This window comes from Xenorhabdus sp. SGI 60, assembly GCF_056632175.1.
The window spans coordinates 2,862,406-2,881,799 of sequence record NZ_CP196860.1 but is presented as its reverse complement, the minus strand read 5'-3'; the positions used below and the strand labels follow the sequence as shown (position 1 = coordinate 2,881,799).

General features: G+C 45.2%; 19 protein-coding genes. 1 reads left to right on the top strand and 18 read right to left on the bottom strand.

Annotated elements, in window-relative coordinates; all coding sequences use genetic code 11:
• Positions 1 to 7: 7 nt before the first annotated feature.
• The 17 genes from mrdA to miaB form a co-directional block, all read right to left on the bottom strand.
• A complete protein-coding gene (mrdA, locus tag ACSJJG_RS13375; protein WP_481089645.1) occupies positions 8 to 1,930 on the bottom strand; it encodes a peptidoglycan DD-transpeptidase MrdA in 1,923 nt (640 codons plus the stop codon).
• A gap of 36 nt (positions 1,931 to 1,966) precedes the next feature.
• Positions 1,967 to 2,437 (bottom strand): 23S rRNA (pseudouridine(1915)-N(3))-methyltransferase RlmH, encoded by a 471-nt coding sequence (gene rlmH / locus ACSJJG_RS13370; RefSeq protein WP_047769160.1) that lies wholly within the window; start codon positions 2,435 to 2,437, stop codon positions 1,967 to 1,969.
• 2 nt (positions 2,438 to 2,439) lie between these two features.
• Entirely contained in the window at positions 2,440 to 2,766 is a 327-nt protein-coding gene (gene rsfS / locus ACSJJG_RS13365; protein WP_189760561.1) for a ribosome silencing factor, read from the bottom strand.
• Between the two features lie 95 nt (positions 2,767 to 2,861).
• The gene (gene nadD / locus ACSJJG_RS13360) at positions 2,862 to 3,602 is read right to left on the bottom strand and encodes a nicotinate-nucleotide adenylyltransferase (RefSeq protein ID WP_481089644.1); all 741 of its coding nucleotides are present in this window, start codon (positions 3,600 to 3,602) and stop codon (positions 2,862 to 2,864) included.
• Positions 3,595 to 4,626, bottom strand: coding sequence for a DNA polymerase III subunit delta (holA, locus tag ACSJJG_RS13355; RefSeq protein ID WP_481089643.1), 1,032 nt, complete (start codon positions 4,624 to 4,626; stop codon positions 3,595 to 3,597). The genes nadD and holA overlap by 8 nt, the downstream gene beginning before the upstream one ends.
• Positions 4,623 to 5,183: an LPS assembly lipoprotein LptE gene (lptE, locus tag ACSJJG_RS13350; protein WP_481089642.1), complete on the bottom strand. Its 561-nt coding sequence runs from the start codon at positions 5,181 to 5,183 to the stop codon at positions 4,623 to 4,625. Before lptE ends, holA begins: the two co-directional genes overlap by 4 nt.
• An 18-nt stretch (positions 5,184 to 5,201) precedes the next feature.
• Positions 5,202 to 7,784: a leucine--tRNA ligase gene (gene leuS, locus ACSJJG_RS13345; RefSeq protein WP_481089641.1), complete on the bottom strand. Its 2,583-nt coding sequence runs from the start codon at positions 7,782 to 7,784 to the stop codon at positions 5,202 to 5,204.
• Between the two features lie 13 nt (positions 7,785 to 7,797).
• Positions 7,798 to 8,166 (bottom strand): hypothetical protein, encoded by a 369-nt coding sequence (locus tag ACSJJG_RS13340; RefSeq protein WP_481089640.1) that lies wholly within the window; start codon positions 8,164 to 8,166, stop codon positions 7,798 to 7,800.
• Positions 8,167 to 8,310: 144 nt separating this feature from the next.
• Complete coding sequence (locus ACSJJG_RS13335; RefSeq protein WP_481089639.1) at positions 8,311 to 9,036, bottom strand: amino acid ABC transporter ATP-binding protein; 726 nt, start codon at positions 9,034 to 9,036, stop codon at positions 8,311 to 8,313.
• The gene (gene gltK / locus ACSJJG_RS13330; protein ID WP_481089638.1) at positions 9,036 to 9,710 is read right to left on the bottom strand and encodes a glutamate/aspartate ABC transporter permease GltK; all 675 of its coding nucleotides are present in this window, start codon (positions 9,708 to 9,710) and stop codon (positions 9,036 to 9,038) included. The genes ACSJJG_RS13335 and gltK overlap by 1 nt, the downstream gene beginning before the upstream one ends.
• Before the next feature lie 3 nt (positions 9,711 to 9,713).
• Positions 9,714 to 10,454 carry an amino acid ABC transporter permease gene (locus tag ACSJJG_RS13325; protein ID WP_481089637.1) on the bottom strand — a complete coding sequence of 247 codons (741 nt, stop codon included), beginning with the start codon at positions 10,452 to 10,454 and terminating at the stop codon, positions 9,714 to 9,716.
• A 114-nt stretch (positions 10,455 to 10,568) separates the two neighbouring features.
• A complete protein-coding gene (locus ACSJJG_RS13320) occupies positions 10,569 to 11,456 on the bottom strand; it encodes a glutamate/aspartate ABC transporter substrate-binding protein (protein WP_481089636.1) in 888 nt (295 codons plus the stop codon).
• 420 nt (positions 11,457 to 11,876) lie between these two features.
• The gene (lnt, locus tag ACSJJG_RS13315) at positions 11,877 to 13,406 is read right to left on the bottom strand and encodes an apolipoprotein N-acyltransferase (RefSeq protein ID WP_481089635.1); all 1,530 of its coding nucleotides are present in this window, start codon (positions 13,404 to 13,406) and stop codon (positions 11,877 to 11,879) included.
• 10 nt (positions 13,407 to 13,416) lie between these two features.
• A complete protein-coding gene (corC, locus tag ACSJJG_RS13310; RefSeq protein ID WP_481089634.1) occupies positions 13,417 to 14,295 on the bottom strand; it encodes a CNNM family magnesium/cobalt transport protein CorC in 879 nt (292 codons plus the stop codon).
• A gap of 70 nt (positions 14,296 to 14,365) precedes the next feature.
• Positions 14,366 to 14,833 (bottom strand): rRNA maturation RNase YbeY, encoded by a 468-nt coding sequence (gene ybeY, locus ACSJJG_RS13305; RefSeq protein WP_481089633.1) that lies wholly within the window; start codon positions 14,831 to 14,833, stop codon positions 14,366 to 14,368.
• Complete coding sequence (locus ACSJJG_RS13300; protein WP_481090440.1) at positions 14,830 to 15,807, bottom strand: PhoH family protein; 978 nt, start codon at positions 15,805 to 15,807, stop codon at positions 14,830 to 14,832. Before ACSJJG_RS13300 ends, ybeY begins: the two co-directional genes overlap by 4 nt.
• Positions 15,808 to 15,900: 93 nt before the next feature.
• Positions 15,901 to 17,331, bottom strand: a complete 1,431-nt coding sequence (gene miaB, locus ACSJJG_RS13295) for a tRNA (N6-isopentenyl adenosine(37)-C2)-methylthiotransferase MiaB (protein WP_481089632.1) — start codon at positions 17,329 to 17,331, stop codon at positions 15,901 to 15,903.
• 203 nt (positions 17,332 to 17,534) lie between these two features.
• Here miaB and ubiF point away from each other — a divergent pair, with 203 nt between their 5' ends.
• Positions 17,535 to 18,722, top strand: a complete 1,188-nt coding sequence (gene ubiF, locus ACSJJG_RS13290; protein WP_481089631.1) for a 3-demethoxyubiquinol 3-hydroxylase — start codon at positions 17,535 to 17,537, stop codon at positions 18,720 to 18,722.
• A gap of 24 nt (positions 18,723 to 18,746) precedes the next feature.
• Here the strand turns inward: ubiF and ACSJJG_RS13285 are convergent, their stop codons facing one another.
• Positions 18,747 to 19,121: a helix-turn-helix domain-containing protein gene (locus ACSJJG_RS13285; protein WP_189760795.1), complete on the bottom strand. Its 375-nt coding sequence runs from the start codon at positions 19,119 to 19,121 to the stop codon at positions 18,747 to 18,749.
• Positions 19,122 to 19,394: the final 273 nt, after the last annotated feature.

The window sequence follows — 19,394 nt, the reverse complement described above, 5'->3', positions numbered from 1 at the left end:
TACTCAATTAGTTTCTATTCTGGGTAGCTTGTGTTGTGGTCGTATTGACTCCTGTCCCAGCAGAGGCGCGGGCAGGAGAGGTGTTTTTACTATCCCTGAGTAAAATATGATCCAGAATTTGACGAACAATAGAACCAACAGGTGGTCCAGAGCCACCATTTTCAAGAATGATGGAAACGGCAACCGTCGGGTTGTCGTAGGGCGCAAAGGCAATCATCAGCTTATGATCACGTAGATGTTCAGCAAGCTTACTTGCATTGTAGGTTTCATAACTGAAAACCTGGGCAGTACCTGATTTAACGGCCGCTTTATAGGGTGTACCAGCAAAGAACCTGCGTGCCGTGCCATTCGGGGCATTGGCAACACCATACATACCATCTTTAGCAATTTCCCAATACCCAGAATGAATATCTCCAATCGGTTCACTGACTGGGGGCTGGTAAGGTTGCATTTCGCCATTTACGCGAGTATTCATCAAAAAATGAGGTGTTTTCACTACGCCATCGTTAATCAAAGTCATTAAGGCTTTTACCATCTGCATAGGCGTAGCAGTCCAGTACCCTTGACCGATACCAACGGAAATCGTATCGCCTTGATACCATGGTTTTTTATAGCGTTTGAGTTTCCATTCACGGGTAGGCATATTGCCGGGATTTTCTTCTTTCAAATCAATGCCCGTAAATTGACCATAGCCGAATTTCGTCATCCATTCAGACATCTTATCGATACCCATATCATAGGCGACTTGATAGAAAAAAGTATCCGCCGACTCGACAATCGCTTTGTGTACATTCAGCTTGCCATGTCCCCAACGCTTCCAATCACGGTAACGCTTCTCTGAGCCTGGTAGTTGCCACCAACCCGGATTATTGATAGTGGTGTTCTTTGTAATGACATCACTACTAAGGGCTGCAACGGCAATAAAAGGCTTCACTGTTGATGCGGGCGGATAAGCACCTTGTGTGGCACGGTTAATTAAGGGGCGATTGGGGTCATTGAGCAGAGATTTATAGTCCTGGCTCGAAATACCATCGACAAACAGATTCGGATCGTAGCTGGGGTTGGACACCATAGCCAAAACCTCCCCTGTACGGGGATCGGTAACAACAACACCTGCCCGGCTGGTCGTCAGTATCTCTTCAATATAGGTTTGTAGCTCTAAGTCGATTGACAGGTAAATATCTTTGCCAGCCTGTGGCGGTTGTTCATGTAGCTGGCGGATCACTTTACCGCGGTTGTTGACTTCGACTTCTTCATAACCCGGTTTGCCATGCAGAACGGATTCATAATAACGTTCAATACCCAGTTTTCCGATATCATGGGTGGCGGCGTAGTCTGCAAGAATGTCTTCTTTTTCTAGTCGTTCTACATCTTTGTCGTTGATTTTGGCAACATAGCCGATCACATGGGTGAGAGCGGAGCCATAAGGGTAATAGCGACGTTGGTAGCCTTTGATTTCCAGTCCCGTAAAGCGATATTGATTGACGGAGAACCGAGCAACCTGAACGGGAGTCAACGATGTTTTTAGCGGAATAGAGGTAAAACGGCGTGCGCGTTGGCGCTCTTTTTTGAAGGTTTCAATATCTTCATCAGTCAGTCCAACAACGGAGCGCAGATCATTTAATGTCTTATCAAGGTCAGTGACTTTTTGTGGCACGATTTCTAATTGATAAATAGTCCGGTTAGCTGCCAGTGGTGTGCCATTACGGTCATAAATGATGCCCCTGCTTGGGGCTATGGGAACGAGCTTAATACGATTTCCATTCGATCGGGTTTGGTAATCTTCGTGGCGAGTAATCTGGAGATGATAGAGATTGGCAAATAGGATACCGGTTAAAATAATAATGCCGATAAACGCCACGAGTGCGCGGCGTATGAATAAGGCCGATTCAGCAGAATGATCGCGAAAAGAGGTTCGTTGATTCTTCATCCCATTGCCAGAATTCACGGTGTCAGATTACCCAATTTATTCCCGATGATAAGGGTGGTTAGTAGTGATGCTCCACGCCCGATAAAGACTCTCCGCAACCAAAACTCGTACAAGAGGATGTGGCATGGTTAAAGGAGAAAGTGACCAGCTTTGTTCCGCGGCTGCTTTGCAGGCAGGGGCCAAACCTTCAGGGCCACCAATTAACAGGCTGACGTTTCTGCCATCCAGCTTCCAGCGTTCAAGTTGTTGTGCCAATTGTGGAGTATCCCAACGAGAGCCGGGAATATCCAGAGTCACAATACGATTACCTTTACCAACGGCAGCCAGCATCTGTTCGCCTTCTTTTTCCAGAATGCGCTTGATGTCAGCATTTTTGCCCCGTTTTCCCGCTGGAATTTCAATAAGCTCAAAAGGCATATCCTTGGGAAAACGATTCAAATAATCCATAAAGCCGGTCTGTACCCAGTCCGGCATTTTTGTTCCTACAGCGACCAGTTGTAACTTCAAACTCAGCTCCAGAGTTTTTCCAGTTCGTACATACGGCGGCTGTCTTCTTGCATCACGTGGACCATGATCTCGCCGAGATCGACGACTATCCAGTCTGAAATGCCTTGCCCTTCAACACCTAAAGGCATAATGCCGGCTTGGCGGCAATCATCCACCAGATGATCTGCCACAGACATCAAGTGGCGATTTGATGTTCCGGTGCAGATAACCATACAGTCAGTAATGCTGGATTTTCCACGAACGTCTATAGAAACAATATCTTGTGCTTTGGAATCTTCAAGTCTGTCAATAACAAATTGTTGTAGTTCTGTGCCTTGCAAAAGGATCACCTTTATTTCATCAAATTGGTTAAGTAACGCAGAATAATAGCATGCCAATCTCTATAAAAGTAAGCGAGTTAGCTGCAAATCACCGCGTGGTTTCGTTATTTCTTATATAGCCCCTGTGAATCGATATAATTTTGTATCGATAGGGGAAGCAAATCATCACAACTTATCCCTTGCTGGTGACGTTGGCGAATATCCGTTGCTGAAATGTTTAACAACGGAGTGGCCGCCAGATAAATATAACCATGTGGTTTTTGGCTCAGTGGGAGTGGAAAGTCAATTTGGTGCTTTTCAAGCCACGATTGCATTCCTGGAGCCGAAAGTTGACTTTGATAACCCGGACGGGAGCAGACCAACAGATGACAAATATCGAGTAACTCTTCCCACTTATACCAGGTATGAATAGCTTGTAATGAATCCTGGCCAATGATGAATGCCAATGGATGTTGCTCACCAATTTCCTGACGAAAGAATTTCAGTGTTTCTACTGTGTAAGAAGGAGCTTGCCGCTCTAGCTCACGGGTATCCACGGTAAACAGAGGGTTATCCCGCACGGCCAGACGAACCATTTCCAGTCGTTGCTGGGCGGTTGCTTCCGGTTGAGGGCGGTGCGGGGGAACGTGATTCGGTAATAAGATAACCTGCTTGAGTCCCACTAATTCGGCCAATGCTTCCACAGGCCGTAAATGACCATAATGGATAGGATCGAATGTGCCACCGAATAAAGCCTGAATAACCGGGGAATTTCTATTGGTTACAGAATCGATGGCATTGATTGGGACAGTATTCGTTAAGTCAATATCTTGATCGATATTGATTGGATCAATAGATTCAAGCATTCAGGAAGCTCTCTGGTAATGGTTTTCCGCATAGCAACATGGAAAGCGTTTCCAGGTCAGCCCAAATGGATTGGCTATAATCCTGTTTGACGCGCAGTTCCATCTGGGTCAACAAATGTATGGCAGATTGCAGTTCTCGCTGTGACAGGCGCTGTAGTGCAGTTGACAGCAATGCTCTGCGATTTTGCCAAATCTTGTGTTGATCAAATAAAGTTTTCAGAGGGACGGTCGTATATTGACGCTTAAGTACCAGTAGCAGCATTAGTTCCCTCTGTATGGTACGGAGCAAAATAATCGTCTCGGTATCTTCCTGCCGAAGTTGTTTAAGTATATGCCATGCCCGCTTTATTTTTCCTGCCAGCAAAGCATCAACCCAATGATAGGGAGAAAAATGGGCCGCATCGTTGACTGCTTCTTCTACGCGAGGAAGTGTCAGTCGATTATCGGGATAGATCAGGGAAAGACGTTCCAGAGCCTGGGCCATTGCCAATAGGTTTCCTTCATAGCAATAGCATAGTAATTGATTGGCTTCATTTTCCAGTAATAGCCCCATGTTTTTGGCACGTTGTGCTACCCATTGTGGCAGGCGATTTTGCTCAGGAGTCAAACAACTGACATATACCCCATTTTGCCCAATCGCTTTGAACCACGCGCTATTTTCTTGCGCTTTAGTCAGTTTGTGCCCGCGCAATATCAGTAAGATATCTGAATGCAGCAACCCTGATAGCTTGGTCAGCCGCTCTGCCATTGTAGTATTAGGGCCATTTTCTGGAAGCAGCAGGGTGAGAGACTGACGGCTGGCAAACAGGCTAAGAGATTGACATAAGCTGAAGATTTCATCCCAATCGGTATGGTTATCCAATGTAAAGGTGAAATGCTCCATAAGGCCATGTTGTTCAGCCACTTTGCGGATGCTGTCTTGACTTTCCTGCAATAGTAATGGCTCATTGCCCCACAACAGGTAGCTGCCTCGCAGCTCTTCATTGAGCTGCGAGAAAAGTTGTTCAGGATACAGTCGGATCATTGCTTCTGTGTAGCCGCGGCTTTTTGTTTTGCCTCGGCTTTCAAGAGTTCTGCGCTATGAACGGTCAGCAATTGGCGCATAAGCTGACGGGCAGCCTGCTCGCGCATTTCCTGTTTAACCAGTTCATCTTCTGCATCTTTTGCCAGTGCTTCCAAAGGGTTATCGAAAAACGAACGATCAACCTTTGCCCGTAATGGGTAGATGCTACCATTTGGCATCAGAACTTGCGCATCAACATTCAGTACCAACAGACGTTCAGCCGCTTTACCATCCTGAAAGATAGAAACTGTCTCTTTGTTTTCATTAGAGCCAACCAGTTTCAGAATGGGTAATGAAGCATCACCATTTTCCACAATTTTGACATCATTCAGCCGAAGTTGCTGACGTACTGCCCGTGCCAGAGGACCATAAGGGTCACCAGAACTTAATTGCAATGTTTGCAGCTCCTTTGGTACTTGTGTTGTGCCTTGAAGATGAAAACCGCAGCCAGCGGTGATTAACACCGCTAACCCGAGCAAAAACGTGCAAATATGATGTCGTAGATTATTTTCTACCACAAATAAGGTCTCCTGTTATCAGCCTGCAACCAGATTCAGTAATTTACCTGGAACATAGATGACTTTGCGGATACTGACGCCTTCAAGATACTTCTTCACACTGTATTCTTGTGTCGCCATCTCCTGAACATACTCTTTTGTTGCATCTGCCGGTACAGTAATGCGACCACGAACTTTACCGTTAATTTGAATAATGACCAGTTTAGTATCGTCTACCATTGCCTGCTCATCAGCTTGTGGCCATGCAGCAGAATCAATGTCATCTTCATTACCAAGTGCTTTCCACATAACGAAGCAAGCGTGTGGGGTAATAGGTGCCAGCATTCGTACAATCGCAATTACGGCTTCTTGCATCAGAGCACGATCTTGCTCTGTTTCCTGTGGCGCGCGAGTCAGTTTATTCATCAGCTCCATGATGGCCGCAATAGCAGTATTGAACGCTTGACGGCGACCAACGTCATCGGTGACTTTCGCGATAGTTTTGTGCAAATCACGGCGCAGATCTTTCTGTTCTGTCGTCAGGTTACTGATATCCAGTGGCTGGGTTGTCCCTTTGTTGCTGTGCTCGTAAACCAGACGCCAAACACGTTTCAGGAAGCGATTAGCACCTTCCACGCCAGATTCTTGCCATTCCAGAGTCAGTTCTGGTGGCGCGGCGAACATCATGAACAGACGAACGGTATCAGCGCCGTATTTATCGACCATAACTTGTGGATCGATACCGTTGTTCTTGGATTTCGACATTTTGCTCATGCCGGTATAAACCAGCTCATGGCCGTCTTTATCCGTTGCTTTGACAATACGGCCTTTCTCATCGCGCTCAACAATGGCATCAGCTGGAGATACCCAGACTTTCTCGCCGCTGTTACCTGTATAGTAAAAGGCTTCGGCCAGAACCATGCCCTGACACAGCAGGCGCTTGGCAGGTTCATCGGAGTTGACCATGCCAGCATCACGCATCAATTTGTGGAAGAAGCGGAAGTACATCAGGTGCATGATAGCGTGTTCAATACCACCGATGTATTGATCCACTGGCAACCAATAATTAGCCGCCGCCGGATCCAACATCCCTTTATCATAATCTGGGCAGGTATAGCGTGCGTAATACCATGAGGATTCCATAAAGGTATCAAAGGTATCGGTTTCAAACAGTGCAGACTGGCCGTTAATGGTGGTTTTTGCCCATTCAGGATCCGCTTTAATTGGGCTGGTGATCCCATCCATCACGACATCTTCTGGCAAAACTACCGGCAATTGATCTTCTGGAACAGGGACAACAGTACCATCTTCCAGTGTTGCCATTGGAATCGGAGCACCCCAATAACGTTGACGAGAAACTCCCCAATCGCGCAGGCGGTAATTGACTTTACGCTGTCCGACGCCCATTGCAACCAGCTTGTCAGCGATAGCATTGAAGCCTTCTTCATGGTTCAGGTCACTGAATTCACCGGAATTGACCAGGGCATTTTTATCAGTAACAGCCGCTTCCTGAACGTTTGGTACATTGCCATCGTTGTCAAGAATAACGGCTTTTATTGGCAGGTTGTACTTAGTAGCAAATTCCCAATCGCGTTGATCGTGTCCTGGAACAGCCATCACCGCACCTGTGCCATATTCCATCAGGACAAAGTTGGCAACCCAGATAGCGAGTTTTTCGTTGGTCAATGGATGAATGACAAACATGCCTGTTGACATGCCTTTTTTCTCCATCGTTGCCATATCAGCTTCGGCAACTTTGGTATTACGGCATTCGTCGATAAATTTCACCAGTTCAGGATTATTTTCCGCCGCCTGTTTTGCCAGAGGGTGACCGGCCGCTACCGCGACGTAGGTTGCTCCCATGAAGGTATCTGGGCGAGTGGTATAAACAGTGAGTTTTTCCTGGCTGTCAGCAACATTGAACGTGATTTCAACGCCTTCAGAACGGCCAATCCAGTTGCGCTGCATGGTTTTGACCTGTTCCGGCCAATCTTCCAGTTTATCCAGATCGTTTAGCAGCTCTTCTGCATAATCGGTGATCTTGATGAACCATTGTGGGATCTCTTTACGCTCGACTTGAGTATCGCAACGCCAGCAGCAGCCATCAATAACTTGCTCATTAGCGAGAACTGTCAGGTCATGTGGGCACCAGTTAACGGCGGACGTTTTTTTGTATACCAGACCCTTTTCGTACAATTTAGTGAAGAACCACTGTTCCCAGCGATAGTATTCTGGCGTACAAGTCGTGACTTCACGATCCCAATCATAGCCAAAACCCAGTTGTTTTATCTGGGTTTTCATATAATCAATGTTGGAATACGTCCACGGAGCAGGAGCGGTATTATTCTTGACTGCGGCACCTTCTGCTGGCAGACCGAATGCATCCCAACCGATAGGTTGCAGTACGTTTTTGCCCAGCATGCGATGATAACGGGAAATCACATCACCAATGGTGTAGTTACGGACATGGCCCATATGTAGTCGGCCAGAAGGATAAGGTAGCATGGACAGGCAATAGTATTTTTCTTTACTGCTGTCTTCTGTCACTTTGAACGTTTGCTTCTCTTGCCAATGAAGCTGGACTTGTTGTTCTATGTCTTCTGGACGATATTGTTCTTGCATGGCACCGATAATCCTATGGTGAGTAATAAAGCTGCGCCTTTAGCGCGTTTGGTTTGTTTATGAGAAATCTAAGATCCCATAGCATAGCTGATAAGGGATAGGGGCAACAACTCTTGTTAAAGGAGGAATGCGGAAAATTACTTATTTTTATTTTCTTTTTTTTTGTTTCGTTTTTTTTTTTTTTTTTTTTCCTTTTCGGCTCGCCCTCCGCTCTCCTAGTTTTCGTGCTCGCCGTTTTTGCCTTCCTTTGCTTCCCTTCTTCCTTCCCTTTTGCGCTGCCTTTCGCTCTTTTATCCCGGGCAGGTCCGTCTTTCCCGTCTTCCGCGCCTCGTCCCCCCCTTTTTCTTTCCCCTTCTTCCTCCCGCCCTCGCGCCGTGGTCAAAGTCTTCTCCCTTTTCTGTCCTGTTCCCTCCTTCCATCGTTCTCGGCTCCTCTCTTAGGTGCCCGGCTTCTTCGTGTGCCTTCTCTTATTTTTAGGGGAAATTTAAGGTCGGCGGCTGTTCAGCCCTCCGCCGACGAGGAAAAATCAATGCAGAATTTTCGCCAGAAAATCGCGAGCACGCTCTGATTTCGGGTTGGCAAAGAAATCCTCTTTCTTACTGTCTTCGACAATTTTACCTTCATCCATGAAAATAACGCGATGTGCCACTTTCTTGGCAAATCCCATTTCATGGGTTACCACCATCATGGTCATGCCTTCGTTCGCCAATTTCACCATGACATCCAGGACTTCATTAATCATTTCAGGATCAAGGGCAGAAGTAGGCTCATCAAACAACATAGCTATCGGGTCCATGCAGAGTGCTCGGGCAATGGCAACACGTTGTTGCTGACCACCGGAGAGTTGTGCAGGGAATTTATCCGCATGGCTGGCTAATCCAACTCGCTCCAGCAGTTTTAAGCCTTTTTCAGCCGCTTCTCTCTTGTCGCGCTTTAACACCTTAACCTGAGCAAGTGTCAGATTTTCAATAATCGATAGGTGAGGAAAAAGTTCAAAGTGCTGAAACACCATTCCCACCTTGGAGCGCAATTGTGCCAGATTGGTGTTCTTGTCATTGACTTTTTTGTCGTTTACTCGAATTTCACCTTGCTGGACAGGTTCAAGGCCATTGACCGTTTTTATCAGTGTGGACTTGCCGGAACCAGAAGGTCCACAGACCACGACTACTTCGCCTTTTTTGACTTCGGTTGAGCAGTCAGTAAGAACCTGAAATTGGCCATACCACTTGGATACATTTTTCAGGGAAATCATCAAACAGTCCTTTTCTTCAAATAGTTAACCAGCATAGAAGCGGAAAAACTAATCACAAAATAAACAAAGCCGGCAAACAGAACCATTTCAATCTGGGTTCCATCGCGCTCACCAATATTCGTTGCGGTACGGAAAAAATCCGCCAGACTCAATACATATACCAGAGAAGTATCCTGGAATAATACAATGCCTTGTGTTAGCAGCAATGGGATCATTGCCCGAAATGCTTGTGGCAGTATGACCAGCCGCATACTTTGCATGTGAGTCATCCCCAGTGCCAGCGCAGCAGAGGATTGCCCGCGGGAAATGCTCTGGATACCTGCCCGAATGATTTCAGAATAGTAAGCCGCTTCAAAGAGCGAAAAAGCTACCATTGCAGAAATTAAACGGATATCGGTTTTTGGTGATATGCCTAGAATATTTTGTAATAAGTTAGGCACAATCAGATAAAACCACAGTAATACCATCACCAACGGAACTGAGCGGAACAGGTTAACATATAGGACAGCAAACCAGCTCAATGCCTTGATGGATGAGAGGCGCATCATCGCCAGAATGGTTCCCCAGACAATGCCTATGATAATGGCGGTCACGGTAATTTTTGCCGTTATCAACAATCCATCCAGAAGGAAGGGCAAACTTGGTACAATCGAACTCCAGTCAAACTGATACATTTCTTACCGCCCTCCCATGTTGCCGGGTAAACGTACTTTTTTCTCCAGTATGCTCATGGCAAGCATAATCACCAGGTTGATACCAACATAAGCCAATGTGATCGCTGTGAATGATTCATAGGCGTGAGCGGAATAATCCAGCAATTTACCAGCCTGAGCAGCCATATCAACCAGCCCGATTGTGGAAGCAATGGCAGAATTCTTCACCAAATTGAGTATTTCCGAGGTCATTGGGGGAATGATCACTCGGTAGGCGTTTGGCAGCAGAACGTGACGGTAGGTTTGTGGCAAGGTTAAGCCCATTGCCAGACCCGCGGCTTTTTGCCCTCGTGGGAGTGACTGAATTGCCGCACGAACTTGCTCACATACACGGGCAGCGGTGAATAACCCTAAGCAGATGACTGAGGAGATAAAAAATTGGATATTGGGGTCCAGCTCCATTTTGTACCAATCGCTCAGATTTTTGGGCAGGAATTCAGGAACCACCAGATACCAGGTAAAAAATTGGACAATAAGAGGAACGTTGCGAAATAACTCGACATAACAGGTTCCAAGCCCAGAAAGAAATTTATTCGGAACTGTACGGAGAATACCGAACAATGAGCCGACAAGGAATGCAATGATCCAGGCACAGGCGGAAAGTGCCACCGTTACCTGAAAACCAGAAATAAGCCACCCCAAATAGGTGGTATTACCAAAAGGGGCAGCTTGTAAAAAGATGCCCCAATCCCAATTAGCGGACATAATCGAACTCCCTGATATGGGGTTAGCTGTCATTCATCGAATTTAAATCTGGAAAAAATGAGGTAGGGAACAACTACCTCATACCCGTCTTGCCAATGAAGTTGGGATTTTTAATTAATTCAATGCCTTATCATTTGGATTTTTAAACAAAGCTCTCATTTCATCTGACATGGAAAAGTTTAGATTCAAGTTCTTAGGTGGAATAGGTTCTTTAAACCAGCGATTAAACATTTTTTCTGCTTCGCCGGAAGTTTGTGTTTTGACAATAACGTCATCAATTAATTTTTTGAATTGAGGATCATCTTTGCGCAGCATACAACCGTATGCTTCTTCCGATTGTGGTTTGCCAACAATGATCCACTGATCGGGCTTCTTCGCTTTCGCGCGTTCACCGGCGAGCAAGGCATCATCCATCATAAAGGCAACTGCACGGCCTGATTCCAGGGTACGGAATGAATCACCGTGGTCTTTGGCACTGATGATACGCATTTTCATTTGCTTCTCATCATTGAGCTTATTCAACAAAATTTCAGAAGTTGTGCCAGAAGTCACAACGACATTTTTTCCTGCCAGATCAGCAAGTCCCTCAATGCCTGAATCTTTTTTGGTCAGCAGACGAGTACCGACAGAAAAGATGGTATTGGAGAATGCCGCTTGTTTCTGTCGTTCAAAATTGTTGGTGGTAGAGCCACATTCAAAATCGAAAGTACCGTTTTGTAGCAGGGGAATGCGGTTCTGGGAGGTAATCGGGATCAGCTTAACTTGCAAATTAGGCATATCCAGCTTTTTCTTGACCGCATCAACGATTAGGTTGGAATAATCCTGGGAATAACCAACGACGTTTTGTTGATTATCGTAGTAAGAGAATGGAACAGAAGATTCTCGGTGTCCAACAACGATAATGCCATTATCTTTGGTTTTTTTCAGTGTTCCTGTCAATTCCTCAGCATGGGCAGCCCCGACTGCACTAAACAACATCATGGTTAACATCAACTTACGCATATACAGCTCCTTTGTCTGGTCATTTTTTCGTGAAATTGAATTTTCTTACAGATAATTGTGTTTCTGCATGTTTCTACATAACTAAGACTGCCGAAACGATTTTTCTGGTTTCTTTGTTTATGTACTGTAAAAAAATAATTCATAATGTTACTTTTTTGAAACCATAATGTTTCTGTTTCGCGACCCACATCGCACTATAAATAAACAATTTAATTTATGTGTGGTTAAAAAGTGAATAATATTGAATGTTGTTCACACTTTGCGCTATTTAAAATAATATTCTGTTTTAGCGGGCATTTTATGGTGAAATATGTGATGAATTTTTGTTATTTCGGTGATGAAATCGATGATTAAATAAAATCAGGGCATAAATAATATGCCCTGACCACTATTAACGTTTAATTATAGGAAAATAGAAAATTAAGTTTTGTGGCGTTTTTTTATAAAAGCAAAGATGAAAAACAGGATACTTACTCCCCATATTGGCCAATTTCCGAAGCGAAAATAAGGTGTTATCCCTGTAGCTGGAGTGACTTTGGCTGCCAATACCTGTCGGGTAAATTGTGGAAGTTCAGCCTGAATGGAGCCATCCGGGTTAATTACCGCTGTAACGCCATTATTCGTTCCTCTTAGCAGAGGACGGCCTAGTTCAAGAGCACGCATCCGTGCCATTTGGAAATGCTGCCACGGACCAATGGAACGTCCAAACCAGGCATCATTAGAAACGGTCAAGAGGAACTCTGTGTCAGGTTTGAAATTATCACGAACCTGTTCACCCAAAATAATTTCATAGCAGATCGCGGCAGTAATATTGTGTCCGGCAACAGAAAGTTGAGGCTGGGTGTAATTACCTTGGCTAAAAGAAGACATCGGCAAATTGAATAAAGGTGCTAACGGCCGCAGTATTGATGCCAATGGTACAAACTCACCAAACGGTACAAGGTGATGTTTGTCGTAACGGGTTAGCGCTGGGTACTGGTAAGGTATCTTATCCCCTAATACGATAATGCTGTTGTAGAATTTATAACCTTCCAACGTCGGTCGGGCATCCACAATACCAGTGATCAAGCTGGTATTGTGTTTTCTTAGCACGGTATCCAATTTAGTCAGAAAATCACTCTGGTTATATTCGTAATCGGGGATGGCTGATTCCGGCCAGATGATGATTGGCGTTTTTCCAATGAAAGGACGGCTTTTATCCAAATAAATGTCCAGCGTTTTGCCAAGAACGGTGGACTCCCACTTAATGGCTTGAGGAATATTACCTTGAACTAAAGCAATCTCAGTGGCTTTTTCTGGTTGTAAGGTATACCACTGGTAATGGCTTATTGACCACGGTAATAGCAGCAGGATAACGGCGAGAATAGCCGCAGAAATTTTTTTCTTAGTGACAGCAAAAACCAGCAATCCGCTGATCATCATAAGCAAGAAGGTAATACCTTCCACACCCAGAATAGGTGCAATAGCTTTCATCGGGCCATCAATTTGGCTGTAACCAAATTGTAACCACGGAAACCCAGATAACACCCAGCCGCGCAAAAATTCGGTTAACTGCCACAGCGCTGGGCTGGCTATAACCAGCCTGAGGCTATTGGAAGCCGGGAAAAAGCGGTTCAACAAACCGGTAAATAAGGCAGGATAAAGGGCAAGATAGGCAGATAACAGGATCACCAAAAATATATTGATAGCGGTTGGCATGCCACCAAAGTCGGCAATACTGACATAAACCCAGTTTGCGCCACTGCCAAACAAACCAAGACCCCAACATAAACCAATAAAGCAAGCTTGACGGGTGGTTATGTTCAGGGAAAGGATTTGCAGGCCGAAAAGAGAAACGAGTGCAGCAGGCCAGAAATCAAAAGGTGAAAAAGCCAGCGTTCCACTGGCTCCGAAGAAAAGTGCCAGCACGGCACGTAACCGCTGGCAACTGATTAATGAGGCTTTGTTCATCCAGATCCTATTATTGTTTATCAAGGCCAGGAACGTCAGCATCATCCGGTATTTTTACGTGAACCTGAATGATTTTACGGCTGTCAGACATTGCCACTTTAAAAAGGTAGCCATCAATGGTGACGGATTCCCCACGTGAAGGCAGATGCCCAAATGCCTGCATGACTAGCCCACCAATGGTATCAACCTCTTCATCGCTGAAATTGGTTTCAAAAACGTCATTGAAATCCTCAATTTGAGTCAATGCCCGTACTGAATAGGAGTGGCGATTTAAAGCACGAATATCGTTATCTTCATCATCATCGTATTCGTCTTCTATTTCACCCACGATCAGTTCAAGAATATCCTCAATGGTGGCCAGCCCCGAAACGCCACCAAATTCATCGATCACAATCGCCATATGGTAGCGTTGGGAACGGAATTCTTTCAGCAGGCGGTCAACACGTTTACTTTCCGGCACGACAACAGCCTGACGAAGTACTTTATCAATACTGAAAGGTTCTGCATTTGTACGCATGAAGGGTAGCAGATCTTTCGCCATTAATATTCCTTCGATGTGATCTTTGTCTTCGCTGATCACTGGAAAACGTGAGTGAGCTGAGTCAATAATAACATCCAGACATTCGTCCAGAGATTGGTTGCGTTTTAAGGTAACGATCTGTGAGCGTGGGATCATAATGTCACGCACGCGTTGATCAGCAATATCTATGACACCTTCGAGCATCTCGCGGGTATCGGGATCGATTAGGTCGTTCTGTTCAGAATCACGGATCAGTTCAACCAAATCATCACGGTTTTTCGGTTCACCGTGAAAAAGCTGATTCAGAAGTGCAAAAAAGCCTTTTTTAGGGCCAGGGTTATCGTTACTTGAAGGATGGTCGTCGCTCATGGCGTTTTAATGAAAATTCCCCATATAAAATCGTAGATTATTATGTTTAACATAAAAATGTTGACAGTGGTTATTCTTTTTCCGCGAGATAGGGATCAGTATAACCCATTTTTTTTAGGATCTCTGTTTCCAGAGCTTCCATTTCTTCTGCTTCATCGTCTTCAATATGATCATATCCCAGAAGATGAAGGCTGCCGTGAACTACCATATGTGCCCAGTGTTCCTCGGCCGTTTTTTGTTGCTCTTTAGCCTCTTTTTCAACAACCTGACGACAAATAATTAAATCACCGAGTAAGGGTAATTCAACTTCAGGCGGCGCTTCAAATGGGAAGGATAACACATTAGTTGGTTTATCTTTCCCACGATAAGTAAGGTTTAAATCGTGGCTTTCTGCCTCATCGACCAGACGGATCGTCACTTCACTTTCAGTCTGAAATTGTGGCAGAACACCTTCCAGCCAGCGTTGGAAAATAGCTTCATCAGGAAGCCCTTCGGGGTTTTCACATGCAATTTGCAAATCTAATATGACTGAACTCATTGTGCTTCCTGTTTGCGTTTCTCATTGAACGCTTTTTTGCGCTCCTGTTCTGCCGCTTCCCATGCTTCATAGGCGATAACCACTTTTGCCACCACTGGATGGCGAACAACGTCTTCACTATGTAAGAAGTTAAAACTTAGGTCATCAACATCAGATAAAACTTCGATTGCATGACTCAGGCCTGATTTTTGGCCTCTTGGCAGGTCAATCTGGGTTACGTCACCGGTAATGACTGCCTTGGAATTAAAACCAATGCGGGTCAGGAACATTTTCATCTGTTCAATGGTCGTATTCTGGCTTTCGTCGAGAATAATAAAGGCATCATTGAGGGTACGTCCACGCATATAAGCCAGTGGCGCCACTTCAATCACGTTTCTTTCGATCAGCTTCTCAACTTTTTCAAATCCCATCATCTCAAACAGGGCATCATAAAGCGGACGCAGATAAGGGTCGACTTTCTGGCTGAGATCACCAGGCAGAAAGCCCAGTTTTTCGCCGGCTTCAACCGCAGGACGGGTGAGCAGGATACGGCGGACTTCCTGACGTTCCAGTGCATCAACCGCCGCGGCGACAGCCAAATACGTTTTCCCTGTACCCGCAGGCCCAACCCCGAACGTGATATCGTGATCAAGGATGTTAGCAATATATTGCGCCTGATTGGGAGTACGGGGTTTTACAACCCCCCGTTTAGTCTTGATATTGACGGCTTTGCCATATTCAGGAACGCTTTCCGCTGCTTGTTCCAACACCCGGCTTTCGGTAATAGCGAGGTGAACCTGTTCAGGCTCAAGATCAGGTATCACGCCGCGTATAGGAGCAGTTTCGACATAAAGGTGACGCAGGATCCCTGCGGCCGCACTGACAGATAATGGTTTACCTGCCAGTTTGAAACGGTTATCACGGCGATTGATTTCAATACCCAAACGACGCTCAAGCTGTTTCAGATTATCATCAAGTGGTCCACACAGACTCATCAGACGTTGATTGTCAGCTGGCTCCAGAAAAATTTCTTGGGTTGCTATTTGTGGATTTATTTGTGTCACTGATTATCTCTATGTTAGGGCCTGTTAAGGCTGATAAAAGCCAACGCCGAGTTCATCTTCCTTGCGAGTACGGGCAATGACTGATTCAGGTGACTCATGGATGCGCAGATCCATCTCATCTTCAGTACGGATGACTTTACCACGCAGGGAGTTGGCGTATACGTCAACAATTTCGACATCAACAAATTTACCAATCATGTCAGGTGCTCCCTCAAAATTAACCACGCGGTTATTTTCGGTACGGCCAGAGAGTTCCATGATATTTTTGCGTGATGGGCCTTCAACCAGAATGCGCTGCGTGCTGCCAAGCATTGCGCGGCTGTAGCTCATGGCTTGTTGGTTAATGCGCTGCTGGAGCAGGTATAAGCGCTGCTTTTTCTCTTCTTCACTGACGTCATCTGGCAAATCGGCTGCAGGTGTTCCTGGGCGCGCTGAATAGATGAAGCTAAAACTCATGTCGAAGTTAACATCAGCAATCAGTTTCATGGTTTTTTCAAAATCATCCTGTGTTTCACCAGGGAAACCGATGATGAAGTCAGAGCTTATCTGTATGTCAGGGCGTGCTTTACGCAAACGGCGAATAATGCCTTTGTATTCTAGCGCAGTATGGGCGCGTTTCATCAGGGTAAGAATGCGATCAGAACCACTCTGGACTGGCAAATGCAGGAAACTCACTAACTCAGGGGTATCTTCGTAGACTGCAATAATGTCATCAGTAAATTCAATGGGATGGCTGGTGGTAAAGCGAATGCGATCGATACCATCAATAGCCGCCACCAGACGCAACAATTCTGCAAATGTGCAGATACCGCCATCAAACGTTGCGCCACGATAGGCATTAACGTTTTGACCAAGCAGATTAACTTCACGTACACCTTGCGCAGCAAGTTGGGCAATTTCGAATAAAATATCATCGCAAGGACGGCTGACTTCTTCCCCGCGGGTGTAAGGTACAACGCAGAATGTGCAGTACTTATTACATCCTTCCATGATGGAAACGAATGCTGTTGGGCCTTCTGCTTTAGGCTCTGGCAGACGGTCAAATTTTTCAATTTCAGGGAAACTGATGTCAACAACTGGGCTGCGGGTGCCTTTGACATGGTTAATCATTTCGGGCAGGCGATGCAGGGTTTGTGGTCCGAAAATAATATCGACGCTAGGTGAACGCTGGCGAATGTAATCCCCTTCTTGGGAAGCAACACAACCCCCCACACCAATAATGACTTCAGGGTTTTTATCTTTCAGGCCCTTCCAGCGGCCAAGTTGGTGAAAGACTTTTTCCTGAGCCTTTTCACGGATTGAACAAGTATTCAGGAGTAAGATATCTGCTTCTTCGGCGACATCGGTTAACTGATAACCGTGAGTGGTTTCCAGTAAGTCGGCCATCTTGGATGAATCGTATTCGTTCATCTGACAGCCCCAGGTTTTGATATACAGTTTTTTTATCGTCGACATTTTGTGTATCCGGTGTTTCCAGTGGAATGATGCTTCAACACTGAAAAGCGCAATATATTGCACATAGTGTATTTAGCATAATATTGTTGGCTATTGTAGTCATTTGAGGCACCAGTGACCAGACTGTAACAGCGGATATTCACAGTCGAAAAGGGAAAATTCCGGTAGACTATTTTAATCAATAAGTTAATGACGTGATGAATATGAATAATCCACAACAAAAATTCGATATCGTTGTCGTTGGTGCAGGTATGATTGGTGCGGCGACAGCATTGGGATTGGCGCAGGAAGGTTGGCGTGTTGCATTGTTGGAACATCAGCCCCCTGCGCTTTATGATGTAGAGAGTGAGCCTGATGTTCGTATATCTGCGATCAGCTGTGCTTCAGTGGATTTATTGAAACAATTGGGAGCATGGGAAAACGTACTGAGAATGCGCAGTGCTCCTTATCGAAAGCTGGAAACATGGGAGCAAAATGACTCGAGCGTCATTTTCGATGCTGAAAGTTTGGGGCTGCCAGAGTTAGGGCACATGGTTGAAAATCGTGTCTTACAACTGGCGTTGTGGCAGGAATTTGAGCGTTATCCAAACCTGACATTGATTTGTCCTGCTGTTTTGCAATCTATGCAGCGTCAGCATGAGAATAAAACGTGGCTGGTGACGTTGGCGGATGGCACGGAAATTGATACGCGGCTGATTATTGGTGCCGATGGTGCCCGTTCTCAAGTCCGTCAATTGGCGGGTATTGGCAGTAACGGGTGGCAATATCGCCAGTCATGTATGCTGATAACGGTCAAGACTGACCAGCCTCAACAAGATATAACCTGGCAACAATTTTTTCCTTCTGGTCCCAGGGCTTTTCTGCCGTTGTTTGATCAATGGGCTTCGTTGGTTTGGTACGATTCTCCCGCACGTATTCGTCAATTGCAGTCGATGACGATGGCACAACTTGAACGAGAAATTTTTCAGGTATTTCCTACCCGTTTAGGTAAAGTTATCCCGATTGCTGCGGGTTCATTTCCACTGACTCGTCATCATGCCAGCCATTACGTACAAGAAGGGTTGGTTCTGCTGGGAGATGCGGCTCATACCATCAACCCGTTGGCAGGGCAGGGAGTGAATTTAGGCTATCGGGATGTTGATGTTTTACTCAAAGTGCTGACCAATGCTAAAGAATTGTTGGAAGAGTGGGATTCTTTGAGCGTTTTGATGCGTTATCAGCATCGCAGAATGCCGGATAATTTGATAATGCAAGCGGGAATGGATTTTTTCCATACCACATTCAGCCATGATTTGCCGGGATTGAAAACGGTACGAAATCTGGCATTGATGGCAGCGCAGCGTTCAGGAGTCATGAAAAATCTTGCTCTGAAATATGCATTGGGGTTGTGATGGATATTGCTTCCTATTAGCCCCTTATGGGGCTAATTTGGTTGGTTTTATCAGAATATCGGCAGGTATTCCGAGCATACAGTGCAGATTACGGATCATAGGTAATGTCAGGTTGCGCTTACGATTTAAAACTTCATAAACACGGTTGGATTTGCCAATGGCAGGTTCTAAATCTTTAACGGTTAACCCTGATTGTTCCATTCTGTATTTAATCGCTTCAATGGGATCTGGTGGATCTATTGGGTAATGTTCTGCTTCATAAGCTTCAATTAGCAGCACCATAATTTCCATGTAATCAAATTCAGGCGTTCCAATTTCAGGTTGATTATCAAATAGTGGAGCAATAGCTTTTAATGCTTTTTGATAATCGCTCTCTGTTCTAATAGGTTTAATGTTCATTGTTCACTCCGGTTCTACGGTATTAGCATCTATAGCATCGTATTGTCCGTGTACCGATGAATTTTACGTACACCCAGCCTGCGAGGTAAAAGATGGAAACTATCAAGCGCAAGTAACCAGTAAGCGTATTATTTTTTATCCAGTTAATGCGATTGAATTGGAGAATTATTTACTTGCGATTGTTGAAGTGGCTTTTATGAAGGAATTTTGACGGCTGTAAAACAAAAAACCACCTTTTAATGGTGGCTTGCATATCAAAGAATATTTTACTTT